Source organism: Shewanella sp. ULN5 (genome assembly GCF_030731885.1).
Taxonomy (GTDB): Bacteria; Pseudomonadota; Gammaproteobacteria; order Enterobacterales; family Shewanellaceae; genus Shewanella; species Shewanella holmiensis.
The window spans coordinates 382668-403112 of the sequence record NZ_JAPJEE010000002.1; the positions used below are offsets into that span (position 1 = coordinate 382668).

General features: G+C 42.6%; 11 protein-coding genes. 6 read left to right on the forward strand and 5 right to left on the reverse strand.

Annotated elements, in window-relative coordinates:
• Positions 1–2: 2 nt before the first annotated feature.
• The 6 genes from ORI98_RS03815 (at position 3) to ORI98_RS03840 (ending at position 14170) form a co-directional block, all read left to right on the forward strand.
• Complete coding sequence (locus ORI98_RS03815; protein ID WP_306134306.1) at positions 3–1079, forward strand: DUF58 domain-containing protein; 1077 nt, start codon at positions 3–5, stop codon at positions 1077–1079.
• Positions 1069–3168: a DUF3488 and transglutaminase-like domain-containing protein gene (locus ORI98_RS03820; protein WP_306134307.1), complete on the forward strand. Its 2100-nt coding sequence runs from the start codon at positions 1069–1071 to the stop codon at positions 3166–3168. Before ORI98_RS03815 ends, ORI98_RS03820 begins: the two co-directional genes overlap by 11 nt.
• 236 nt (positions 3169–3404) lie before the next feature.
• Positions 3405–7022 (forward strand): exodeoxyribonuclease V subunit gamma, encoded by a 3618-nt coding sequence (gene recC, locus ORI98_RS03825; RefSeq protein WP_306134308.1) that lies wholly within the window; start codon positions 3405–3407, stop codon positions 7020–7022.
• Between the two features lie 81 nt (positions 7023–7103).
• Positions 7104–10865, forward strand: a complete 3762-nt coding sequence (gene recB / locus ORI98_RS03830; RefSeq protein ID WP_306134309.1) for an exodeoxyribonuclease V subunit beta — start codon at positions 7104–7106, stop codon at positions 10863–10865.
• Position 10866: 1 nt separating this feature from the next.
• Positions 10867–12900: an exodeoxyribonuclease V subunit alpha gene (recD, locus tag ORI98_RS03835; protein WP_306134310.1), complete on the forward strand. Its 2034-nt coding sequence runs from the start codon at positions 10867–10869 to the stop codon at positions 12898–12900.
• A gap of 265 nt (positions 12901–13165) precedes the next feature.
• Positions 13166–14170, forward strand: coding sequence for a D-alanine--D-alanine ligase (locus tag ORI98_RS03840; protein WP_306134311.1), 1005 nt, complete (start codon positions 13166–13168; stop codon positions 14168–14170).
• 40 nt (positions 14171–14210) lie between these two features.
• On the opposite strand, the gene ORI98_RS03845 is transcribed toward ORI98_RS03840, so the two are convergent.
• From ORI98_RS03845 to napA, 5 genes are all read right to left on the reverse strand, one after another.
• On the reverse strand, positions 14211–14936 hold the full coding sequence (locus tag ORI98_RS03845) for an ABC transporter substrate-binding protein (RefSeq protein WP_306134312.1): 726 nt from the start codon (positions 14934–14936) through the stop codon (positions 14211–14213).
• Positions 14923–16695: an ABC transporter substrate-binding protein gene (locus ORI98_RS03850; protein ID WP_371931109.1), complete on the reverse strand. Its 1773-nt coding sequence runs from the start codon at positions 16693–16695 to the stop codon at positions 14923–14925. Before ORI98_RS03850 ends, ORI98_RS03845 begins: the two co-directional genes overlap by 14 nt.
• Positions 16696–16863: 168 nt before the next feature.
• A complete protein-coding gene (locus ORI98_RS03855) occupies positions 16864–17451 on the reverse strand; it encodes a cytochrome c3 family protein (RefSeq protein ID WP_261298594.1) in 588 nt (195 codons plus the stop codon).
• A 20-nt stretch (positions 17452–17471) separates the two neighbouring features.
• Positions 17472–17942, reverse strand: coding sequence for a nitrate reductase cytochrome c-type subunit (locus ORI98_RS03860; RefSeq protein WP_261298528.1), 471 nt, complete (start codon positions 17940–17942; stop codon positions 17472–17474).
• 11 nt (positions 17943–17953) lie between these two features.
• Positions 17954–20443, reverse strand: coding sequence for a nitrate reductase catalytic subunit NapA (gene napA / locus ORI98_RS03865; protein WP_306134339.1), 2490 nt, complete (start codon positions 20441–20443; stop codon positions 17954–17956).
• Positions 20444–20445: the final 2 nt, after the last annotated feature.

Consider the following 20445-nt stretch of genomic DNA (forward strand, 5'->3'; position numbering starts at 1 on the left):
CTGTGTTTAGCCGTAAAGCAAAGACTAAGCCAGCTAACCAAACGAGTTGGTTAATGAGGCTTATTCCTGCCACAGCCAAGCAAAAGTGGTCGCGTTGGATAGGACGTCGTTTGCCTCCTCAAGAGAAAGTCACCCTAAGCCACAAAGGTATTTTTATCTTACCTAGTGCCTTTGGTTTGGCGTGGTTAGCATTAATTATTTTGCTGTATCTGTTTGGCACCAATTATCAAAATAACCTAGTCATCGGCCTTAGCCTGTTACTCGCCAGTGTGTTCCACACCTGTATTATTTACAGTTATAAAAATCTAGCAGGGCTGACATTTAATGCAGTCGCACCTGCCGATGCCTATGCTGAACAACCCCATACTTTTCCGATAATGCTGACCGGACATGCTAATCAGAAACGCGCTGACACCACACATCAACAAATCTGTATGCAATTTAGTGGGCAGCGCCATGTTAGGTTACAACAGACAGAAGAACAAACGATTGCAACCGTCCAATATGACAATCCACAACGCGGTTTATTGACTCCAGGGCGAATTAAAGTGTGGTCACACTTTCCCTTAGGCTTATTTAAAGCCTGGTCATATGTTGATTTAGATTTACATCAAGTGGTTTTTGCCGCGCCACTTGAATGCGATATTCATTTAACCAGCCAAGCTGCAGAAGACAATAACGATATCAGCCACGGTAAAATTCGTCCGGGAGTTGATGATTACACGGGACTTCGCAGCTATGTGGCTGGTGAATCGTTAAAACAGGTCGCCTGGAAACAATGGGCGCAGAATAAAGGCATGCTCACTAAAGAGTTTAACGAACCCGAGGGCGCACCTGTTTGGTTATCGCTTGCTGACACCCAAGGTCATGATCTTGAACAACGTCTGAGTAAACTTAGCTGGCAAGTTAATTCTCTGGCTCGCAAAAACCAGATTTTTGGTTTGATCATTGATAATCACACCCTCAATCAAAGTTCGGGAGAAGCACATCGTATCGCCTGCCAAAAGGCGCTGGCGTTATATCGGCCAAGTTTTAATCTCCAAAGTGATAACCACTTAGGAGGTCAAAATGCAGGATAACTTTGATAGTATCATTAGCCGCAATACCTTATTTTGGTTATTGATAACCAATGTGGCAGTACTCTCACCTCAATTTGAACACGCTACCCCCTGGACTACAGCCATTTGTGCAATTTGCTTTGTTTGGCGTATGGGCATTTATTACGGCAAAGTGGCAGCTCCCCCTAAATTATTAGTGACTTCATTAGCCATCGGCGCAGCTACCACCCTAGCATTAGTATCGTCGCAAATTGGCTTACTCAATGCGTTAATCAACCTTTTGTTGTTAGGCTATGCGTTAAAATACATTGAAATGCGCAAGTTAAGAGATGTTAAAACAGTGGTGCTCGTAGGCTACTTTATTATTGCGCTGACGTTGCTTGACCAACAAGCCATTATGAATACGGTGCACTTAACCTTAGTGGCCATTATCAATACCTGCGTGCTGGTTAGTGTATATCAGGATAACCGTAAACCGAGCGCTAATCTGCGTTTCAGCTTCAAAATTATGCTGCACAGTTTACCGCTCGCAATAGTACTATTTGTGGTATTTCCGCGCCTCGGCCCACTATGGCTTGTCCCTAGTATGAAGTCTGCCAAAACAGGATTGTCCGATGAAATGTCGTTCGGGGATATCAGCAAGTTAACTCGCTCAGATGAACTGGCGTTTCGGGTTGGCTTTGAAAATAGCGACGGCAGTACATTAGGTCCGGCAAACGCTGATTTATATTGGCGAACTTTAGTCATGGAGAACTATGACGGCAAAACATGGCGTCAGCACCCAAGCATCAAAGAGATGCAGCGCCAGTCTTTTTACCAGCCAAGCAAAAGACCATTGCCTCAAATAGAGCCATTAGTCACTCAACCTGATGATAAACAAGCCCATCTACAAAATAGTAAACTCGACTATGTGGTGATCAGTGAACCTAGCCACCAGCGGTGGTTGTATGGATTAGATCAAGCCTTCAGTCAGGATAACAGCATTGTCGAATTACCTGATTACACTCTTTATGCAATGCGTCCGTTAGATCAACGCCAAAGCTATCGCGTAGTGTCTTATCCTAATAGTCAAATGGATACAAAATTAACCGCCAATATTCGTGATATTAATTTAACCTTGCCCGAAAATGCTAATCCACAAACCTGGCAATTAGCACAACAATTTACCCAGCAGTACCCGCAGCCCAAAGCGCGTATTGACGCAATGATGAATTATTTTAGCGATCAAGCTTATTACTACACCTTAAGCCCCCCTGCTATTGGAAGTGAGCAAATTGACGACTTCTTATTTGAAAATCGCGCTGGGTTTTGTGCCCATTATGCATCAGCCTTAGTTTATTTAGCTCGCGCAAGTGGCATACCCGCACGAATGGTAACAGGCTACCAAGGCGGCGAATACAATCCCAAAGCGGGTTATTATAGTGTTTATCAATATATGGCTCATGCGTGGACAGAAGTATGGTTTGAAGGTGAAGGCTGGCAACGATTTGACCCCACAGCAATGATTGCCCCCGAACGAATTTTAGATGGCTTTGATGCAACTTTTGATAGCCAATCAAGTTACCTAATAGACAGCCCATTTAGTACCTTACGTCTTAAACAATATCCTTGGTTAAACAACATTCGTAACCAGATCGCCAGCATGGATTACTATTGGAGTGTATGGGTATTGGGCTTTGACGAACAACGTAAACAAGCCGTATTAAAAAAAATACTGGGTGATGTTAGCACCAGTAAAATGGCCATTGCTATGCTGATTTGTATCACAGTTATCTTATTGTTTATTGCTTATTTTGCGGGTTTATTTGAACGCAAGCCGAAGCCTGATCGCCTGAGTCGCCGTTACCAAGCGATCGTTAAAAAAATGATGTTAAAAGGAGCACTAGATCAAGCACAGCTGCCACCCAAGGCTTATGCTCAGGCACTATTATCCCAATGGCCGAGTTCTGCCCCCCAATGGTTGCCGTGTTTTAATCAATTTACCGACGAGTTTGTTGCTCTTAAATATCAACCGCTAACCACAGAGCAGCATACTCAGCATTTACGCCAATTTAATCGTTTATATTGGACGTTATACCTAGCATTATTCACCAGTAAACCGATAAAGTAAGCTGTTTATCAGCATTTAACATGGTCGTTAATGCCCAACAAATTCAATCGCAATTAAACTACGACTAAATATCACCAGCCCCAAATAATAAGCAACTGTTTAATAATCACTTTTACCCTAAATTTTTTGATATTCGTCCTATTTATGTTCGATTATGTCCCCATAAACAGCTTTGTCATTGATGCCAGCCGATTAACCCCATAGAATGGCTACAGATGTTCAATAGTGAGTGCCCTATGCTGTCATTAATTCAATCTAATCAAATGGAAGTGTTGTCTGAACAACTGGCAAGAATGTTGGCAACCCCTTTGAGTAACGCCCATCTATTAACCACTGAACAAGTGCTAGTACAAAGTCCGGGGATGTCGACCTGGCTTCGACTTGAAGTGGCGAAACATAATCAAATCGCAGCAGCACTGACCTTTCCATTACCATCAAGTTTTATTTGGCAGCTTTGCCATCAATTACTGCCCAACGTGCCCAAAGAAAACGCGTTTACCAAAGCCGCGATGACTTGGAAGTTGATGGATTTATTACCAAACTTACTCAGTGATATTGATTACGCGCCATTGCAGCATTATTTATTCAATGGTAACGCCCAGCACAGCGAAGATCATGTATCAAACCAACATGATGCGATTAAGCTCTACCAGCTTTGTAATCGAATCGCCGATATTTTTGACCAATATCTTGTTTATCGACCCGATTGGATCCAGGCATGGGAAAACAACCAACCTCTGTCTGAGCTAAATGCACAACTTCAATTAGACCCCAATCAGTTATGGCAACCCAAACTCTGGCGAGCATTAGTGGATTACAACCACCATACCTTACAGGCAAGCCAATACCACAGGGCTAATTTGCATCAATTATTACTCGATGCGCTTGCCGAGCAAGCTTCCGATATCAGCATGCTACCTAGCCGTTTGTTTGTATTTGGTATTTCGTCAATGCCACCCCAAACATTAGAAGTGATTAATGCGCTGGCACAACGTATTGAAGTGGTAATGCTTGCCTTAAGTCCTTGTCAGCACTACTGGGGGGATATCATTGACCCAAAAGTCAGAGCAAGAATGGCACTGAAATACACCCATAAAAAACAGTTAGCCGAAAATTGGGAAGATAAACTAGAGGTAGGTAACCCATTATTAGCCAATAATGGCAAAATGGGGCGTGAGTTATTAGATTTACTGCTCAGTTTACCCCCCGAAAACACCAATTTTAATTACGATTGTTATGTCGAGCCAACGCCCGATAATCTTTTACACGGCGTGCAATACGACATTTTACAAATGGAAACCCTAGGCCAAGCTTTGGGGCCTGATGCTGAGCTATACCAACAAATAGACCTACGTCGCACGCTAGAGCCTACAGATGATTCAATTACGCTTCGCAGTTGCCACAGTCCATTGCGAGAAGTGGAAACCCTACATGATCACCTCGCAAGTTTATTTGATGCTCACCCAGAATTAACACCCAAAGACATTGTCGTGATGATGCCGGATGTTGCAGCATACGCGCCTTATATCGATGCGGTATTTGGCACGGTTAACAGCCAATATTATTCAAGTTTTCAGCGGGCCAATAAAGGCCCACAGCAACAGCCCATTCCCTATGCCATTGCCGATCGCGGTGCAGCACAGGAATCACCATTAATTAATAGCTTTTTAACCTTATTGAACATTAACCAAAGTCGGTTTGGGTTAACGGAAGTGTTGTCTATTTTAGAGGTGCCAGCAATTTTAAGGCGTTTTGAATTAGATGAAGATGACTTTGAAATTATAAAGCGCTGGCTCGATCATGCCAATGTTCGCTGGGGACGGGATGAACATAGCCGCAGCCAGTTAGGATTGCCAGCATTTAACCAAAACTCCTGGGCTTTTGGTGTTAAGCGACTAATACTGGGTTACGCACTGAATGATGAGTCGCCAATGTACCAAGGCACCCTTCCCGTCAGCGGCGTTGAAGGCCAATCAGCACAAGCATTAGGCAAGTTGCTTAATTTTTTAGAAGCCATTGATGAACATACTCAAGGCTTTATAAATGCCTGCTCAACCACAGAGCGCTTGCAACAAATTAATCAATTAATAGAAGACTTTTATAAAACTAACGACGACGAGCAAAGCCAAATATTAACCATCAGAAATGCGCTTGCATCCTTATCAGAAGAACTCACCGAAGCAGGCCATCAAGGTCAGCTGAATATAGAAGTATTGAAACAATGGTTTAACCAAACCTTGAATGATTCCCGTGTGGGTCAGCGCTATCTTGCCGGCAGCATTAATTTTTGTACTCTGATGCCAATGCGCTCAATCCCTTTCAAAGTAGTGTGCTTATTAGGCATGAACGATGGTGTTTACCCCAGAGTACAGCACCCAGTTGGCTTTGACTTAATGGCTCACTTTGGCGCCCAAAAAGGCGACCGTTCACGCAGATTAGATGACAGATACCTTTTTTTAGAAGCTCTTTTGTCTGCTCGCGAACAACTTTATATTAGCTATATTGGCCATAGCGAACGCGATAATGCCGAGCGTATCCCTTCAATGCTCATTGCTGAATTAGTCGAGTTTTGTCAAATGAGCTACTTACCCGCCCACTTGGAAGCGAAATCGTTAACCTTTGATGACATTGAACTTATCGAGCAAGCCGTCAGTGAACAGTTGATCCAAGCACATCCCTTGCAACCATTTGACCATAAACTATTTACCCCAAACAATCCGATGCAAAGTTACCATCAGCAATGGTGCCCTCCCGCATTAGATCAGGTTTATGATAAGCGCTTTTTTAATCCGCAAAAGCCACTATTTGTTGAGCAAGCAGACAATGCTGCCAGCACACCTATTGAAGATAATACTGAGCTTGAATTATCGGCCTTGATCCGATTTTTCCGCAACCCAGCACAGTTTTTCTTTAATCGCAGTTTAAAAGTCGATTTAAACCTAAATCTGCAAGCGGATGATAACGACGAACCATTTAATCTTGATGGCCTAGGGCGTTATAAGTTGCAATCTAGCCTAATAGATTCCGCGCTTAATCAAGCGAATAATGATGTAGACATTGAATTATTAACTGAGCTAAAAGCCAGTGGCGGCCTACCTATGGCCCCTTTTGATGATATTTTACTATCTCAATATCAACGTGATATTGCGCCTTTAATAAACCGACTGCACTTTTTGCAAAATGATCAACAAAGTGATTCTGTGAATATTGATTTAACGGTTAAGGTTAGCATACCTAAGCGGACTAATGAGCACGAAATTAACCTAAGTGAATTGGACGAAAGAGAAATAAACCTTGTCGGTCGTATCGATGATGTTAGCCCAAAAGGACTGGTAAATTATCGCCCTGGTACCGCACACGGCAGAGATTTAATTCAATGTTATATCCGTCATTTGTGTTTAAATGCGCAGGGAGTAATGAAACACAGTTACCTGCTTGATATGGGACATTTTCATTGTTTTGCGCCTATCAACGCCAATCATGCCCTCGAAAAGCTCTGCCAATTTGTTCAAGCGTTTGTTAATGGTCAACAGCAACCTTTATGCTTTGCGCCCCGCACCGCCTGGATGTATGCCCAAACGGATGGCTGCCACAATGAGAAATTATTTGGCGCGCAAAAACAATGGCGTGATGAACAAACTCAATTAGGTGAAGGGTTTGAGCCTCATCATCAACGCTTGTTTACGTTTCCCGATGATTTTAGCGAGCAAACATTTGGTGTATTAGTTCAAAGCCTACTGCAACCAATGGTGAGCTTATACCACAAAGGCAAACTCAGTGAATTAGATGACTTTGTCAGTGATGATGCCGTTAACCAGCATGCCACTGAAATCGCAAAAACGATGGATTTATAATGGCATACTTCGCTGCTTTATCGACTAATCTAACATTTTGCCAATGGCCATTACCCTGTATTGGAGCAAAACGCACTGCTTATGAATAATGCCAAACCAGCTAATATAACCGTTTCAGCACTGGATGCGCTTCATTTGCCATTTAGCGGAACCAGCTTAATAGAAGCCAGTGCCGGTACAGGAAAAACCTACACTATATCAGGCTTATATTTACGTTTATTGTTAGGTCATGGTGGTCAGCCCCCCCTACTCTGTGAACAAATATTAGTGGTCACCTTTACCAATGCCGCGACCGAAGAATTGCGTGATAGGATCCGTAAACGTATTCAGATTGCTTACAAACGTTTTTTAGGCGTCGCAACGCAAGACCATTTTGTTGAGCAACTTTATGCTGATATCCCACCAAGTGAGCGCGCCATTGGGTTGAAACGCCTTGATTTGGCACTTAAATCCCTAGATGAAGGTGCCATTTTTACTATTCATGGATTTTGTCAGCGTATTCTTGCCGATATGGCATTCGAATCATCACTGCTATTTGAATCAGAATTTACTTTAGATGACAGCGAATACTTGCACCACGCGGTGCGTGATTTTTGGCGTGAAGCCTGTTACCCACTCCCCTTGTTGCTAGCCCAACAAATCAGTAATACCTTTGGTGAGCCCGAAAAATTAGCCCAAAAGGTACGCGTACTGCTGGGAGCAAGCCAGGCAACACCTTCTGATACACCACAAGAATTTATCAGCCTGTCTGAGTCGTTAATTCAAAGTTTACAGCGCTTTAAGCTGCGCTGGCCTGCCGAGCAAGAGGCCACCTTTGCCCTATTGAATGAACTGCCATTGAATGGCCAGCGATTCGGCAAAAAAACCGATGGTTATCCCAAGCTACAACAATTGTTTGATGAATTAAGCAACTGGGTAAGTTATGGCCAGGGCCTACCGCCGCAAAAACCGATGGAATGTCTGGCATTATCAGCACTAAAACTCAATAAAGGTGGCGAAATCCCATCGGCAACCGATGCCCCATTACTCGATCATATTGAACGATTGGCGACCTTAATCGATGAGGTGATCCCCGCATTTTTAGTCAGGGCTCAAGCGGGGATTAAACAGCGTTTTATGGCGCAAAAACAGCAACGTAATTTGATGACGCCGGACGATCTATTAACAAGTCTTGCAAAGGCTCTTGAAAACAATGCCGATACACTGCCAACCGCTATCGCAAAGCGTTTCCCCATTGCATTAATTGATGAGTTTCAAGATACCGACCCATTACAATTTCAAATTTTCAGCAGTGTCTATCAAACGCCCGACTTATCGGCGATAACGGGGCGTGATGCGCAAAACGTGATTGAACAATCAGCGCATCAACACAGTGAGTATCACTCGGCATTAGGTATGTTGATGATTGGCGATCCTAAACAAGCAATTTATGCTTTTCGTGGCGCGGATATCTTCACTTACATTAACGCCCGCAAGCAAACCCAAGCACATTATCATCTTGATACGAATTATCGTTCATCAGCACAATTAGTCGATGGTGTTAATCAATTATTCAAGCAACACGAAGACCCTTTCATCAGCGATGCCATTCCCTATGATGCAGTAAAAACCCCTGAGTCAGCGCGCAATAAAGTATTACTTGAAGCCACTGAGCAGACTGCCGCATTGAGGATAAAGTTACTCAAAGAGTCATCAGAAAGCGGTCTTAATAAAGCCAGCGCAAGGCAAATTCTTGCCAATGATACAGCTGCTGAAATCACTCGACTACTGACCGAAGCACAATCAGGCCTTTGTCGTATTAATGGCGAGGCCTTAATCGCTAAAAACATTGCAGTATTAGTCCGTGATCGCAACGAAGCGGCAGTGGTGAAAGCGGCATTGAGTGCCCGAAACATTGGCGCGGTATTTCTCAGCCGAGACAGCGTATTTGATACAATAGAAGCCCGAGAAATGGCCCTCATTTTACGAGCCCTTGCCAACCCTAAAGATGAGCGAGCTATTCGCGCGGCACTTGCTACTGAACTGATGGGATATAACGCCAATCATATTCACCAGTTTAATCAAGATGAAGCACTGCGCCAAAAAGTGCTGGATTTGTTTAATCATTGGCATCAGTTTTGGCTATCGAGCGGCATTATGCCGGCTTTACTTTGCTTAGCGAATGACACCCGTTTAGTGCATCGGTTGCTTGCAAAACCCACCAACAAGGTTAGCAACAATACATCGCAACCACTGGCTGAATTGGCTGGCTCTGCCGATGATGATGAATTTATCAGTATCAGTGCCTCGGGTGAGCGCCGCTTAACTGATTTTCGCCACCTTGGTGAGTTATTACAACAAAAAGCTACCGAACTGGATGGCAGCAGCGCATTAATAAACTGGTTTGAACAACAACTACTGGGTAATCAAGATCAAGACGAGCAACAGCTACGTTTAGAAAGCGAGCAAAACCTGGTGCAAATCGTCACCATTCATAAATCTAAAGGACTTGAGTATCCCATTTGTTTTGTGCCATTTATTAGTTTAGCCCGTGGTTCAAATCGTCGCCCTGAACCTATGCTGTATCACAATAATGGCCAATTAATTTGGGATATTCATGGCAGTGACGAGGGCTGGGAACAATACAAGCGTGAAGCACTGGCTGAAGATTTACGCCTACTTTATGTGGCCCTAACCCGCCCGGTTTATGCGTGTTACTTATACATTGCCAATCAATCGCGCATGTTAAAAGCTGGGATCAGTTCTCAATTACATGAAACCGGCATCGGCTATTTACTGGGGATCACTGACAAAAGTTGCGATGGCGAACACATGGCTACAAAAGTGGCTCAACTTGCCACAATGAATGCGATTAGCGTTGAAACCGTCGCCGAGAATATTGACTCGAAGGCATTAAGTGATAATCAAGACCCCCTGCAAACCTTTGTGGCAAAAAACAGCAACAGAAAATTAGGCTTACCTTGGCGAGTCGGCAGTTATTCTGGGTTGGTCAAGCACCTTCCCCATGAAAAAACCGTTCCAGGTGCTGACGATGAAGATTTTAGTGAAGAGATACTGGCTGAAATTGACCCCAACACAACTCAAATATTAGACCGATTTAGTTTTGAGCGCGGTGCAAACGCGGGTAGTTTTATGCATTTAGTGCTGGAACTGTTTGATTTCACTCAAGCTGAAACCGAATTACAGCCTGCATTAATTAAAGCCATGCAGCAATACGGATTTGATCAACAACTTTGGTTAGCGCCATTAATGCGTTGGTATCATGAAATTCTTGCGACACCGTTAATAAAGCCTGATCAATCTCAGGTGTGTTTACAACAATTATCACCGCAACACACCTTAGTTGAAATGGAGTTTTATCTGCCAATTAATCAACTACACGCCACAAAGCTTAATAATTTATTAGGCCAATATGGCTATGTTAATGATTTTAGTTTTGACACCCTCAAAGGCATGTTAAAAGGCTTTATCGATTTAACCTTCGAACATCAGGGGCAATTCTTTATCGCCGATTATAAATCAAACCATTTAGGGCATCAGCTGCAACATTACAACCATAATGCCATGGCCCAAGCCATTAACAGCCATAGATATAATTTACAGTACATACTTTACACCTTAGCATTACACCGCTATTTAAGACTGCGTATGCCTAATTATGATTACCATCAGCACATTGGTGGATGTTTTTATTTATTCTTGCGTGGCATGAGCCCTGAGGCTGTCGGTGCTGGGGTGTTTTTTGATAAGCCTGATGCACAATTAATTGAACAACTTGATGCGCTATTCTCACAAGCTGTTAGTGATGAGCATGCCCTAGACGTTGAAATGGAGCAGGCATAATATGTTAACCACGACTCAGCCAATGCAATTTTTACTGAAAAAATGGCAAGACGCAAAATTAATAACCGCATTAGATAGGCATTTTGCCCTTGAGCTAGCCGCAATTGAGCATATTAATCCAGTAGATGAACGCTACCCTTTATTCTTATTAATTTGCACTTTACTCAGCCAGCAATTATCCAGCCAACACAGTTGCCTAGTATTGAACAATATTGTGCTAGACAACCCTATGGCTGAAGATATTGGCACACATCCTTTTGCAATAGCCACGGTATCCTCATGCCAAATTCAGCAAAGTCATGCTGAGTTGATTACTCAGATCAGAACATTTATTGCCATTGGGCAGCCTGGGGACAATACCCCAATGATTATTGAGTTTGATAGGCTCTATCTGAATAAATACTATTTTTTTGAAACCCAGGTCGCGCACAAACTGCTGCAGTTAACCCAAGTAAATATTACTGTCGACAATCCATTATTGCCCGGTTATTTGGATGCTTTATTTCCACCAGAACCTCATAATCTCGGCCAATTTGATTGGCAAAAAATTGCAACGGCAACCGCATTAACCAAAGCCCTTGCGGTGATTACGGGTGGCCCTGGAACAGGTAAAACTACCACGGTAACCAAATTATTGCTGCTGTTACTGACGCAGCAGAATATGACCATCAGGTTAGTCGCACCGACGGGTAAAGCGGCGGCGAGATTAAGTGAGTCGATTAAAGCCTCTAAAAACCGTCTAAGACAAAGTCTTGTTGCAAACAACCAACCCCAAGCCTTATTAGCGGCATTAGAAGCGATCCCCGAAGAAGCTGCAACGCTGCACAGATTATTAGGGGTTATTCCGCATTCTCATCATTTTCGGCATAACAAAGATAACCCTTTACGCCTTGACTTACTGGTGATAGATGAAGCATCTATGGTCGATTTACCTATGATGTATAAACTACTGAGTGCTTTACCTAGTCATGCAAGATTAATTTTACTAGGCGATCAAGACCAGCTTGCATCTGTTGAGGCAGGTGCTGTGCTAGCCGATATTTGTCAAGGCTTACAGGTTTCAACATCAATTGAAAAACCGACCGTCGCTTCATTCTGGCGTATGCGTTATAGCCCACAACAAGCAGACAACATCCAACGCTTAACCCAACAAGATGTCAGTCAGTATATTGATAATAAAAGCCTATTCGGTGACAGCTTATGTATGTTAATGCATAGCCACCGTTTTAAAGGTGATGCGGGAATTGGTCAATTGGCCCATGCCGTAAATGGCACCGACATAATGAAAATACGTCAGGTTTGGCAGCATGGTTATAATGAACTGAATTGGTTTGAGCATCAAATCAATGCCAACCAAGACAACTTAGGTAAGCAACAATTATTAGCCTTATCGGTGAGTGCTTATCAACCCTATTTGCAGATGATCCACTTCAATCAGGGCGTATTTGCCGACAATCTACCCAATACCGCCGTTTATGGTGCCGAGCAGATTATTGAGCAATATAATCAATATCGTATGTTATGCGCAACGCGTGCTTCTGAATACGGTGTTGAAGGCATGAACATTGCCATCACCGATAGTTTACGTCAGGCGCAGCTTATCGAACCTAAGCAGGAATTTTATCTTGGTCGTCCCATTATTATCCAAAATAATGATTACAACTTAGGTTTATTCAACGGGGATATCGGCTTAATTTTACAGGATCAACACAATCCCAAACGCCTTATGGCGCATTTTATTCAAGCTGACGGCAGTTTATTAAAAGTGTTACCTGCAAGATTGCCTAAACACGACACTTGCTTCGCCATGACAGTACATAAATCGCAAGGCAGTGAGTTTGATCAAGTCAGCTTTGTACTGCCACCTCGCCCCAGTATTGCGCAGTGGCAATTACTAACCAAAGAATTAGTTTATACCGCCATCACCCGTGCAAAAAATCATTTCTACTGTTTAGGCAGTGCTCCGGTGTTTGAGCGGGCAGCAAAACAAGTGACCACCCGAGCATCGGGATTAGCATTGCGATTGTGGCACTAAATTAAGTCATGGTGAACTAACTGATGTTAACTGATGTTAACTGATGATATTGGTGATGCGGCAATAATTGGAGCCATTATCTGCTGGCTATGGAGCGATATTCCATATTTTGATGCAGCTAACCACAGTTCACCTTGCCAGATGAGGTAAATCCCTGAAATATTGTTAACCCTCACTTGCCAGAACCTAGTTAGGCTCTTTATCATAAGCAGGTCATTTTCGGGCGCATTCATTCTGCCCAACTTTATTCTTTTTAGGAGCAATCATGCCAAAAATAAATCTGCTACTTTTATGTGGCGGTGGTGGTGCAGAGCACGACATTTCATTAATGTCAGTTAAGTTTTTTGAATCATCGCTAGCAAAGTCAGATAAATTCTCGGTATTACGCTTAGAACTTGATAAACAAGGACATTATAAAACCCAAGACGGCAAAGTATGTGAGTTAACTAACCGTCGTGAAGTCCGCTTTGAAGATGATGCTATTGCTGCATGGCCAGTGGATTATGTGATCCCCTGTATTCATGGTTACCCAGCTGAAACCGGTGACATACAATCTTATTTTAATTTAATTCAACTGCCATACTTCGGCTGTGAGTCTGAAGCCTCCAGTAACTGCTTTAATAAAATCACTGCAAAAATGTGGTTTAGTGCATTAGGTGTACCCAATACGCCCTATATTTTCTTACATCAATTTGATGATGAAGCCATCGCGCAAACTAATGCGGCATTTGAACAATGGGGTTCATTGTTTATCAAAGCAGCTTCTCAGGGCTCTTCTGTAGGTTGTTATAAGGTCGACAATAAAGCCGACATAGCTAACATTTTGAAGGAGGCATTCAGCTATTCTCCCTATGTGATAGTTGAACAAACCATAGTGGCACGAGAGTTGGAAGTTGCAGTTTATGAATACCAAGGTGAAGTGGTTGCTACCAAGCCGGGTGAAATTGTGTGTGATACCAATAACTTTTACACATTTGATGAAAAGTATGCCACCAACAGTAAGGCTAAAACCTACATTGAAGCCATTAATATTTCTGATGACATCAGTAATCAAATTCGCGCTTATGCAATCAAAGCGTTTAAAGGTTTAAAGTTACGCCACCTATCGAGAATTGATTTCTTCTTAACCGCAGATAATCAAATTTTGTTAAATGAAATTAATACCTTTCCAGGGTTAACACCAATTTCAATGTTTCCAAAAATGTTAGAGCATCACGGGCATGATTTCAGTGTCTATTTAACTCAAATTATTGAATCACAACTAAGATAAGTCATTGTAATCAGCTATCTAAGGCAGTTTGCGGACTGCCTTATAATGATAAGCCGTATTTTTGGTGCAATTGCGCCATATAGCCACTTTTATAGAGTGCTTGTAGCGCATCGTTTAATCGTTTTTGGGTTGCCATCGGTAAATCGATATGACAAGCCATGGCTCTAATCGATGTAAAAAATATAATCTTAGGCTCACCAAAATGAGTGTCATTATCGCGCATTATCGCTTTGGCACTCACAAGATCGGCAGCCCAAAAGTCTATTCGTCCACGCTGTAGTTTCTTAACATTTAAGGTGTCATTGTTGGTTAAATCAACTTGATAACCAAATTGGGTGAGATACTCACCAATACCACTCCCCAGAAAACTACCAATGCTGGCAAACTTAGCATCATTTAAACTGACTAAAGGTGGCTGAGATGGACTAGCACTGAATAATCCATAACGAGACACCATCACAGGTCCAATCCAACTGTAATGTACCTCTCGATGTTGATTTCGCTCTATAGGTAAAACACAGGTATTAACTGCCGATTCCGCCATCAACATGCCACGTTTTAGTGGAAAAAACAAAATCTCGTATTCTAAATCTGCTTGCTTGAATAACGCATCAATGAATTCAATAACCAGCCCTTGTTTTGTATCGCCAGCCTGAGTCGCAAATGGCACTTCAGAGTAAGTGATTAAAGTCAATTTATCGGCTGAACATACCGCCAATGAATACATTGATAAGAAGCCAATTAACAGATATTTAATTCCAAACACGAATAGCCTCCTCATAAGGCAATGTCTGGCCTTTTATCACTTGTTGATTTAGCGGTTTAGGTGATCCTGGCTGAGATAACCAAAATGACTCATCTTTTATGGGATTCATTTTGGGGGCACACTGACTGTTCACCATAGTGTGTTCAAGTTGTGCTAAATGGGCATCTACATGGGCTGCAAAAGCATCTAAACCTTGCTTAGGACTATAAGTTCCATCAACGATTTTGCTGACATAAAGCCACCAAAAGCCAGCCATGTTGGGATAATCTGGCACATTACTGCCTGTGGGGGTCCATACATTTCTAGCATTGCTGCGATAAAACTCCACTAACCCTCCAAGGTAAGGTGCTTTTTTAGTCATCACATCGGATTCAAGATCTGACAAACGGATCGGCGTAAATCCAACTAAGGTCTTTTTAAGTGAAACAGATTTAGACACCAAAAATTGCGCGTACAGCCAGGCCGCGATTTGTCTATCTTTTGGGGTGTTCTTTAAAAATGTCCATGAACCTGCATCTTGATATCCTGATTTCATGCCCTTTTGCCAATATTTTCCGACAGGTGACGGAGCCACTTTCCACTTAGGAATACCTTGGGCATCGACAATGGGCAAGTCAGGCTGGGTTAAGTCACCAACAAAAGCGGAATACCAGAATATTTGCTGGGCTATTTTACCCGTGGCTAGCCATTTTCCTGCTTCAGAAAAAGTTAACGACTTAACTTCATCAGGGGCATATTTAAGCCAGTCCACATACTTCTCTAGTGCATATACCGCAGCAGGACTATTTAATGCGCCTCCCCTGCTCACACTCGCGCCAACAGGATGGCAATTTTCAACTCTAATGCCCCATTCATCAACCGGTAAACCATTCGGTAACCCTGGATCACCAACACCTGCCATCGACAACCAGGCATCTGAAATTCGCCACCCTAAAGAAGGGTCTATCGCGGCATAGTCCATATGCCCGTATACTCTAACCCCCTCAATAGTATTGATATCATCACTAAAAAAACGGGCGATATCTTCATACGCCTGCCAATTTTGAGGCACGCCTAATTCATAACCATATTGCTGTTTAAATTGCGCTTTATAGCTAGGGTTTTCAAACCAATCACTACGATACCAGTATAAATTGGCAAATTGTTGATCGGGTAATTGATACATAACCCCGAACGGATCGCGGGTAAACTGCAAACCAATAAAATCATTTAAATCCAGTGTAGGCAGAGTGTATTGACCAGACTTGAATGTGAGAAGTTCAGATATAGTGGTTATCGCACCACTTCGAAAATGGCTACCAACAAGATCGCTATCGTTTATGTAGGCATCATATAAGTTTAAGCCAGTTACCATCTGTGCTGATAACTTTTTTATGACATCATCTTCTCCAGTTAATTCATGAATTACATGAATTCCGGTTAAATCATAAAATGCCTTGGCCAACACTTCAGACTCATAAACGTGCGTATCAATGTGCTCTGACACCACCCGAATAGTTAATCCTGCAAAAGGTTCTGCTTGAGATTTAAACCACTGCAATTCTTGTTGCTGTTCATCTGATGATAATGTGCTGGGTTGTAGCTCTTGGATGATCCACTTTGGGATGGCGGTATTATCTGCAACTGACGTTAGCTTGTGGTCAATGACTTGACTAATTTTAGGGGCGGGGGTGTTTATTTGAGCCTGCGCCGAAAGCGAAATTATCACCCCAAATATGGGTGGACAAAGTTTAAATTTTTTCAATAAAGATAATTTCACGCTGATTAAATCCCTCGTCTTGTTCGAACAGAGAAGTCGATATTAAATAACCACCTAAGGCATGTTAATGATAGTTGAAAAATAATAAGACGAAGGAATAAGTACATTTTTATTAAACAAAAAAAGACCAGCAAGCTGGTCTTTTTATATCACTCTGTGAAGCTTTAGTTAGAAACCTTCAACACCAGCCATATCGGGTAATTGATGTGCGATACCTTTATGACAGTCGATACAGGTTTTCTCACCACTTGCCAGTGACGTAGAATGCATTTGTGATGCACGCTTAGATTGGCGAGTGAAGTCCATATAATCGAAGTTATGACAGTTACGACACTCGAGTGAATCATTCGCTTTTAAACGGTCCCACTCGTGTTCTGCCAATTCACGGCGCTTAGCTTCAAACTTTTCACGAGTACTAATCGTACCGAAAACCTTGCCCCATACTTCTTTAGAAGCTTGCATTTTACGGGCAATTTTATCAGTCCAGTTATGTGGAACATGGCAATCAGGACATGTTGCACGTACACCACTTCGGTTAGTAAAGTGAATTGTACTTTGCAGTTCCTGATAGACATTGTTTTCCATCTCATGGCAACCAATACAGAATTTCTCTTGGTTAGTGACTTCTAAAGCGGTGTTAAATCCACCCCAAAAGATAACCCCTGCCACGAATCCACCTAATGTCAGAAACCCCAGACTGTAGTGAACGCTTGGGCGGTTAACGACCGTCCAAACTAACTTCAGCTTTTCAAACAATTTAGCCAACATAATCGCTCCTAATGCTTAGCAGGTTTTGTCGCTTTAATGAGATGGTCAATATCTACGAAGTCATTTTCAACCAGTAGTTTCGCATCTAATTGCGGTGCATGACATTGGGTACAGAAATAACGACGCGGAGAAAGATCTGCCAAGAAGTTATTATCACGATCCATATAGTGAGTCACACTCACCATAGGAGCTTGTGAATGACCAGTACTAGTACGAGCATGACACTGCATACATTTATTCACTTTAAGATCAATCTGATAACCATCAATCTTATGTGGGATCACTGGTGGCTGCATTGGGTAGTTTCGCACTTGTTTCACGTCTGTGTTGATCACTTGCTGCATTGCAGGAGGCGTTGGCTCAACATTTAACGGTGCTAAACGTAACGTAGCAATTTTGTCTTCAGGAACACTGGCAGCCATTATCCCAAAGGACAAACCTAATAGCGCTACCATTGATATCAATTTACGAGCATTCATGGTTATTCTCCTTAGGCCTTAACAATCTTAACCGCACATTTTTTAAAGTCTGTTTGCTTCGACAAAGGATCTGTCGCATCTAACGTCACTTTATTAATGAGCTGGCTAGCATCAAACCAAGGAACGAATACCAATCCTACTGGCGGCTTATTACGACCACGTGTTTCAACACGGGTTTTAATTTCACCACGACGAGATATCACTTTCACTTCATCACCACGACGTAAATCACGCTTTTTAGCATCATCTGGGTGCATAAAACACACTGCATCTGGGAATGCTTTATAAAGCTCTGGAACTCGCTGGGTCATTGAGCCAGAATGCCAATGCTCTAATACTCGACCTGTTGATAACCAAATATCAAACTCTTCATCAGGAGCTTCTGCTGGTGGCTCATATGGCAGAGCAAAAATAACCGCTTTACCATCTGGCTTACCATAAAACTCGAAACCTTTACCTGGTTTCACATATGGGTCTGCACCTTCACGGTAACGCCATTTAGTCTCGACACCATTAACAACAGGCCAACGTAAACCGTGTTCTTTGTGATATACATCAAAGTCTGCTAAATCATGGGCATGACCACGGCCAAAGGTGGCATATTCTTCGAATAAGCCTTTTTGCACGTAGAATCCAAAATGTTCACCATCATCATTCAAATGCTTAGGATCTGAATCTGACATTGGGAACTTGTCAACATTGCCGTTTTGATACAAGACTTGGTATAAGGTTTTGCCTTTAAATTGTGGGTTCGCTTTTAACACATCAGCAGGCCACACTTCATCAGTAGTAAAACGTTTAGCAAACTCCATCAACTGCCACATATCTGACTTTGACTCACCAGGCGCTTTAACTAACTGATGCCAGAACTGAGTACGACGCTCGGCATTACCGTAAGCACCTTCTTTTTCAACCCACATTGCCGCAGGTAAAATTAAGTCAGCGGCTTGGGTTGTCACCGTTGGATAAGCATCCGACACAACAATGAAGTTTTCAGGATTACGGTAACCCGGTAACCCCTCTTCATTCATGTTAGGGGCAGCTTGCATGTTGTTGTTTACTTGCACCCAGTAACAATTTAAATCACCATCTTTTAATCGACGATTTTGCTCTACTGCGTGATAACCAGGTTTTGGTGGAATGATCCCACTTGGAATCTTCCAAATTTTCTCAGCAGTTGCTCTGTGTTCTGGGTTTGTTACAACCATATCTGCAGGTAAGCGATGTGAGAAAGTACCCACTTCACGAGCTGTACCACACGCCGATGGTTGACCTGTTAGCGAGAACGGGCTGTTACCAGGAGTTGAAATCTTACCCACTAATAAATGGATGTTATAAATAAGATTATTACACCATACACCGCGAGTGTGCTGGTTGAAGCCCATGGTCCAGAAAGAAGTTACTTTACGATTAGGATCAGCATAAAGCTCTGCTAATTCAATCAATTTATGTTCTGGCACACCTGATAATTTACTAACAGATTTAACATCATAATCAGCAACAAACTTCTTAAACTGCTCAAAATCAATCGGAGTTGAATCACCCGCAGTTGCAACGTTTTTAGCTTGCTGTTCTAGTGGATGAGTCGGGCGTAAACCATAACCGATGTCGGTTGTGCCTTTGCGGAAGTTAACGTGCTTGCTAATAAAGTCTTTGTTAACCTTATCGTTTTGAATAATGTAGTTAGCAATGAAGTTTAGGATGGCAAGGTCAGTTTGCGGTGTAAATATAATCGGTAAATCCGCTAAATCAAATGAACGATGTTCAAAGGTTGATAACACGGCAACTTTAACATGTGGTGCGCTTAAACGGCGGTCGGTCACACGGGTCCAAAGAATTGGATGCATTTCTGCCATGTTTGAGCCCCATAATACGAAAGCGTCAGCCGCTTCCATATCATCGTAACAGCCCATTGGCTCATCCATACCAAAAGTACGCATAAAACCAACAACAGCCGAAGCCATGCAGTGGCGAGCATTTGGATCGATGTTATTTGAACCAAAACCGGCTTTCATTAATTTGAGAGCCGCATAGCCTTCAAATACTGTCCACTGGCCAGAACCAAACATACCAACAGCTGTTGGGCCTTTAGCCTTTATGGTCGCTTTCCATTTTTCAGCCATGGTATCAAATGCTTGATCCCAGCTAATAGGCGTAAATTCACCATGTTTGTCATACTTACCATCGGTCATACGTAACATCGGCGTTTGGATGCGATCACGACCATACATAATTTTGGACAGGAAGTAGCCTTTAATACAATTTAGGCCCTTGTTAACTTCAGACTTTGCATCACCATGGGTTGCAACCACTTTACCATCACGTGTAGCCACGATGACTGAACAACCTGTACCACAAAAACGACAAGGCGCCTTGTTCCATTCTAATTTGGTTTGTTCAGAGCTTGTAATCAAGTTACTTGCTGCTGCGGGTAACGCTAACCCGGCAACACTCGCCGCTGCCATTGCGGCATTGGCTTTCATAAAATCACGTCTATTCATTT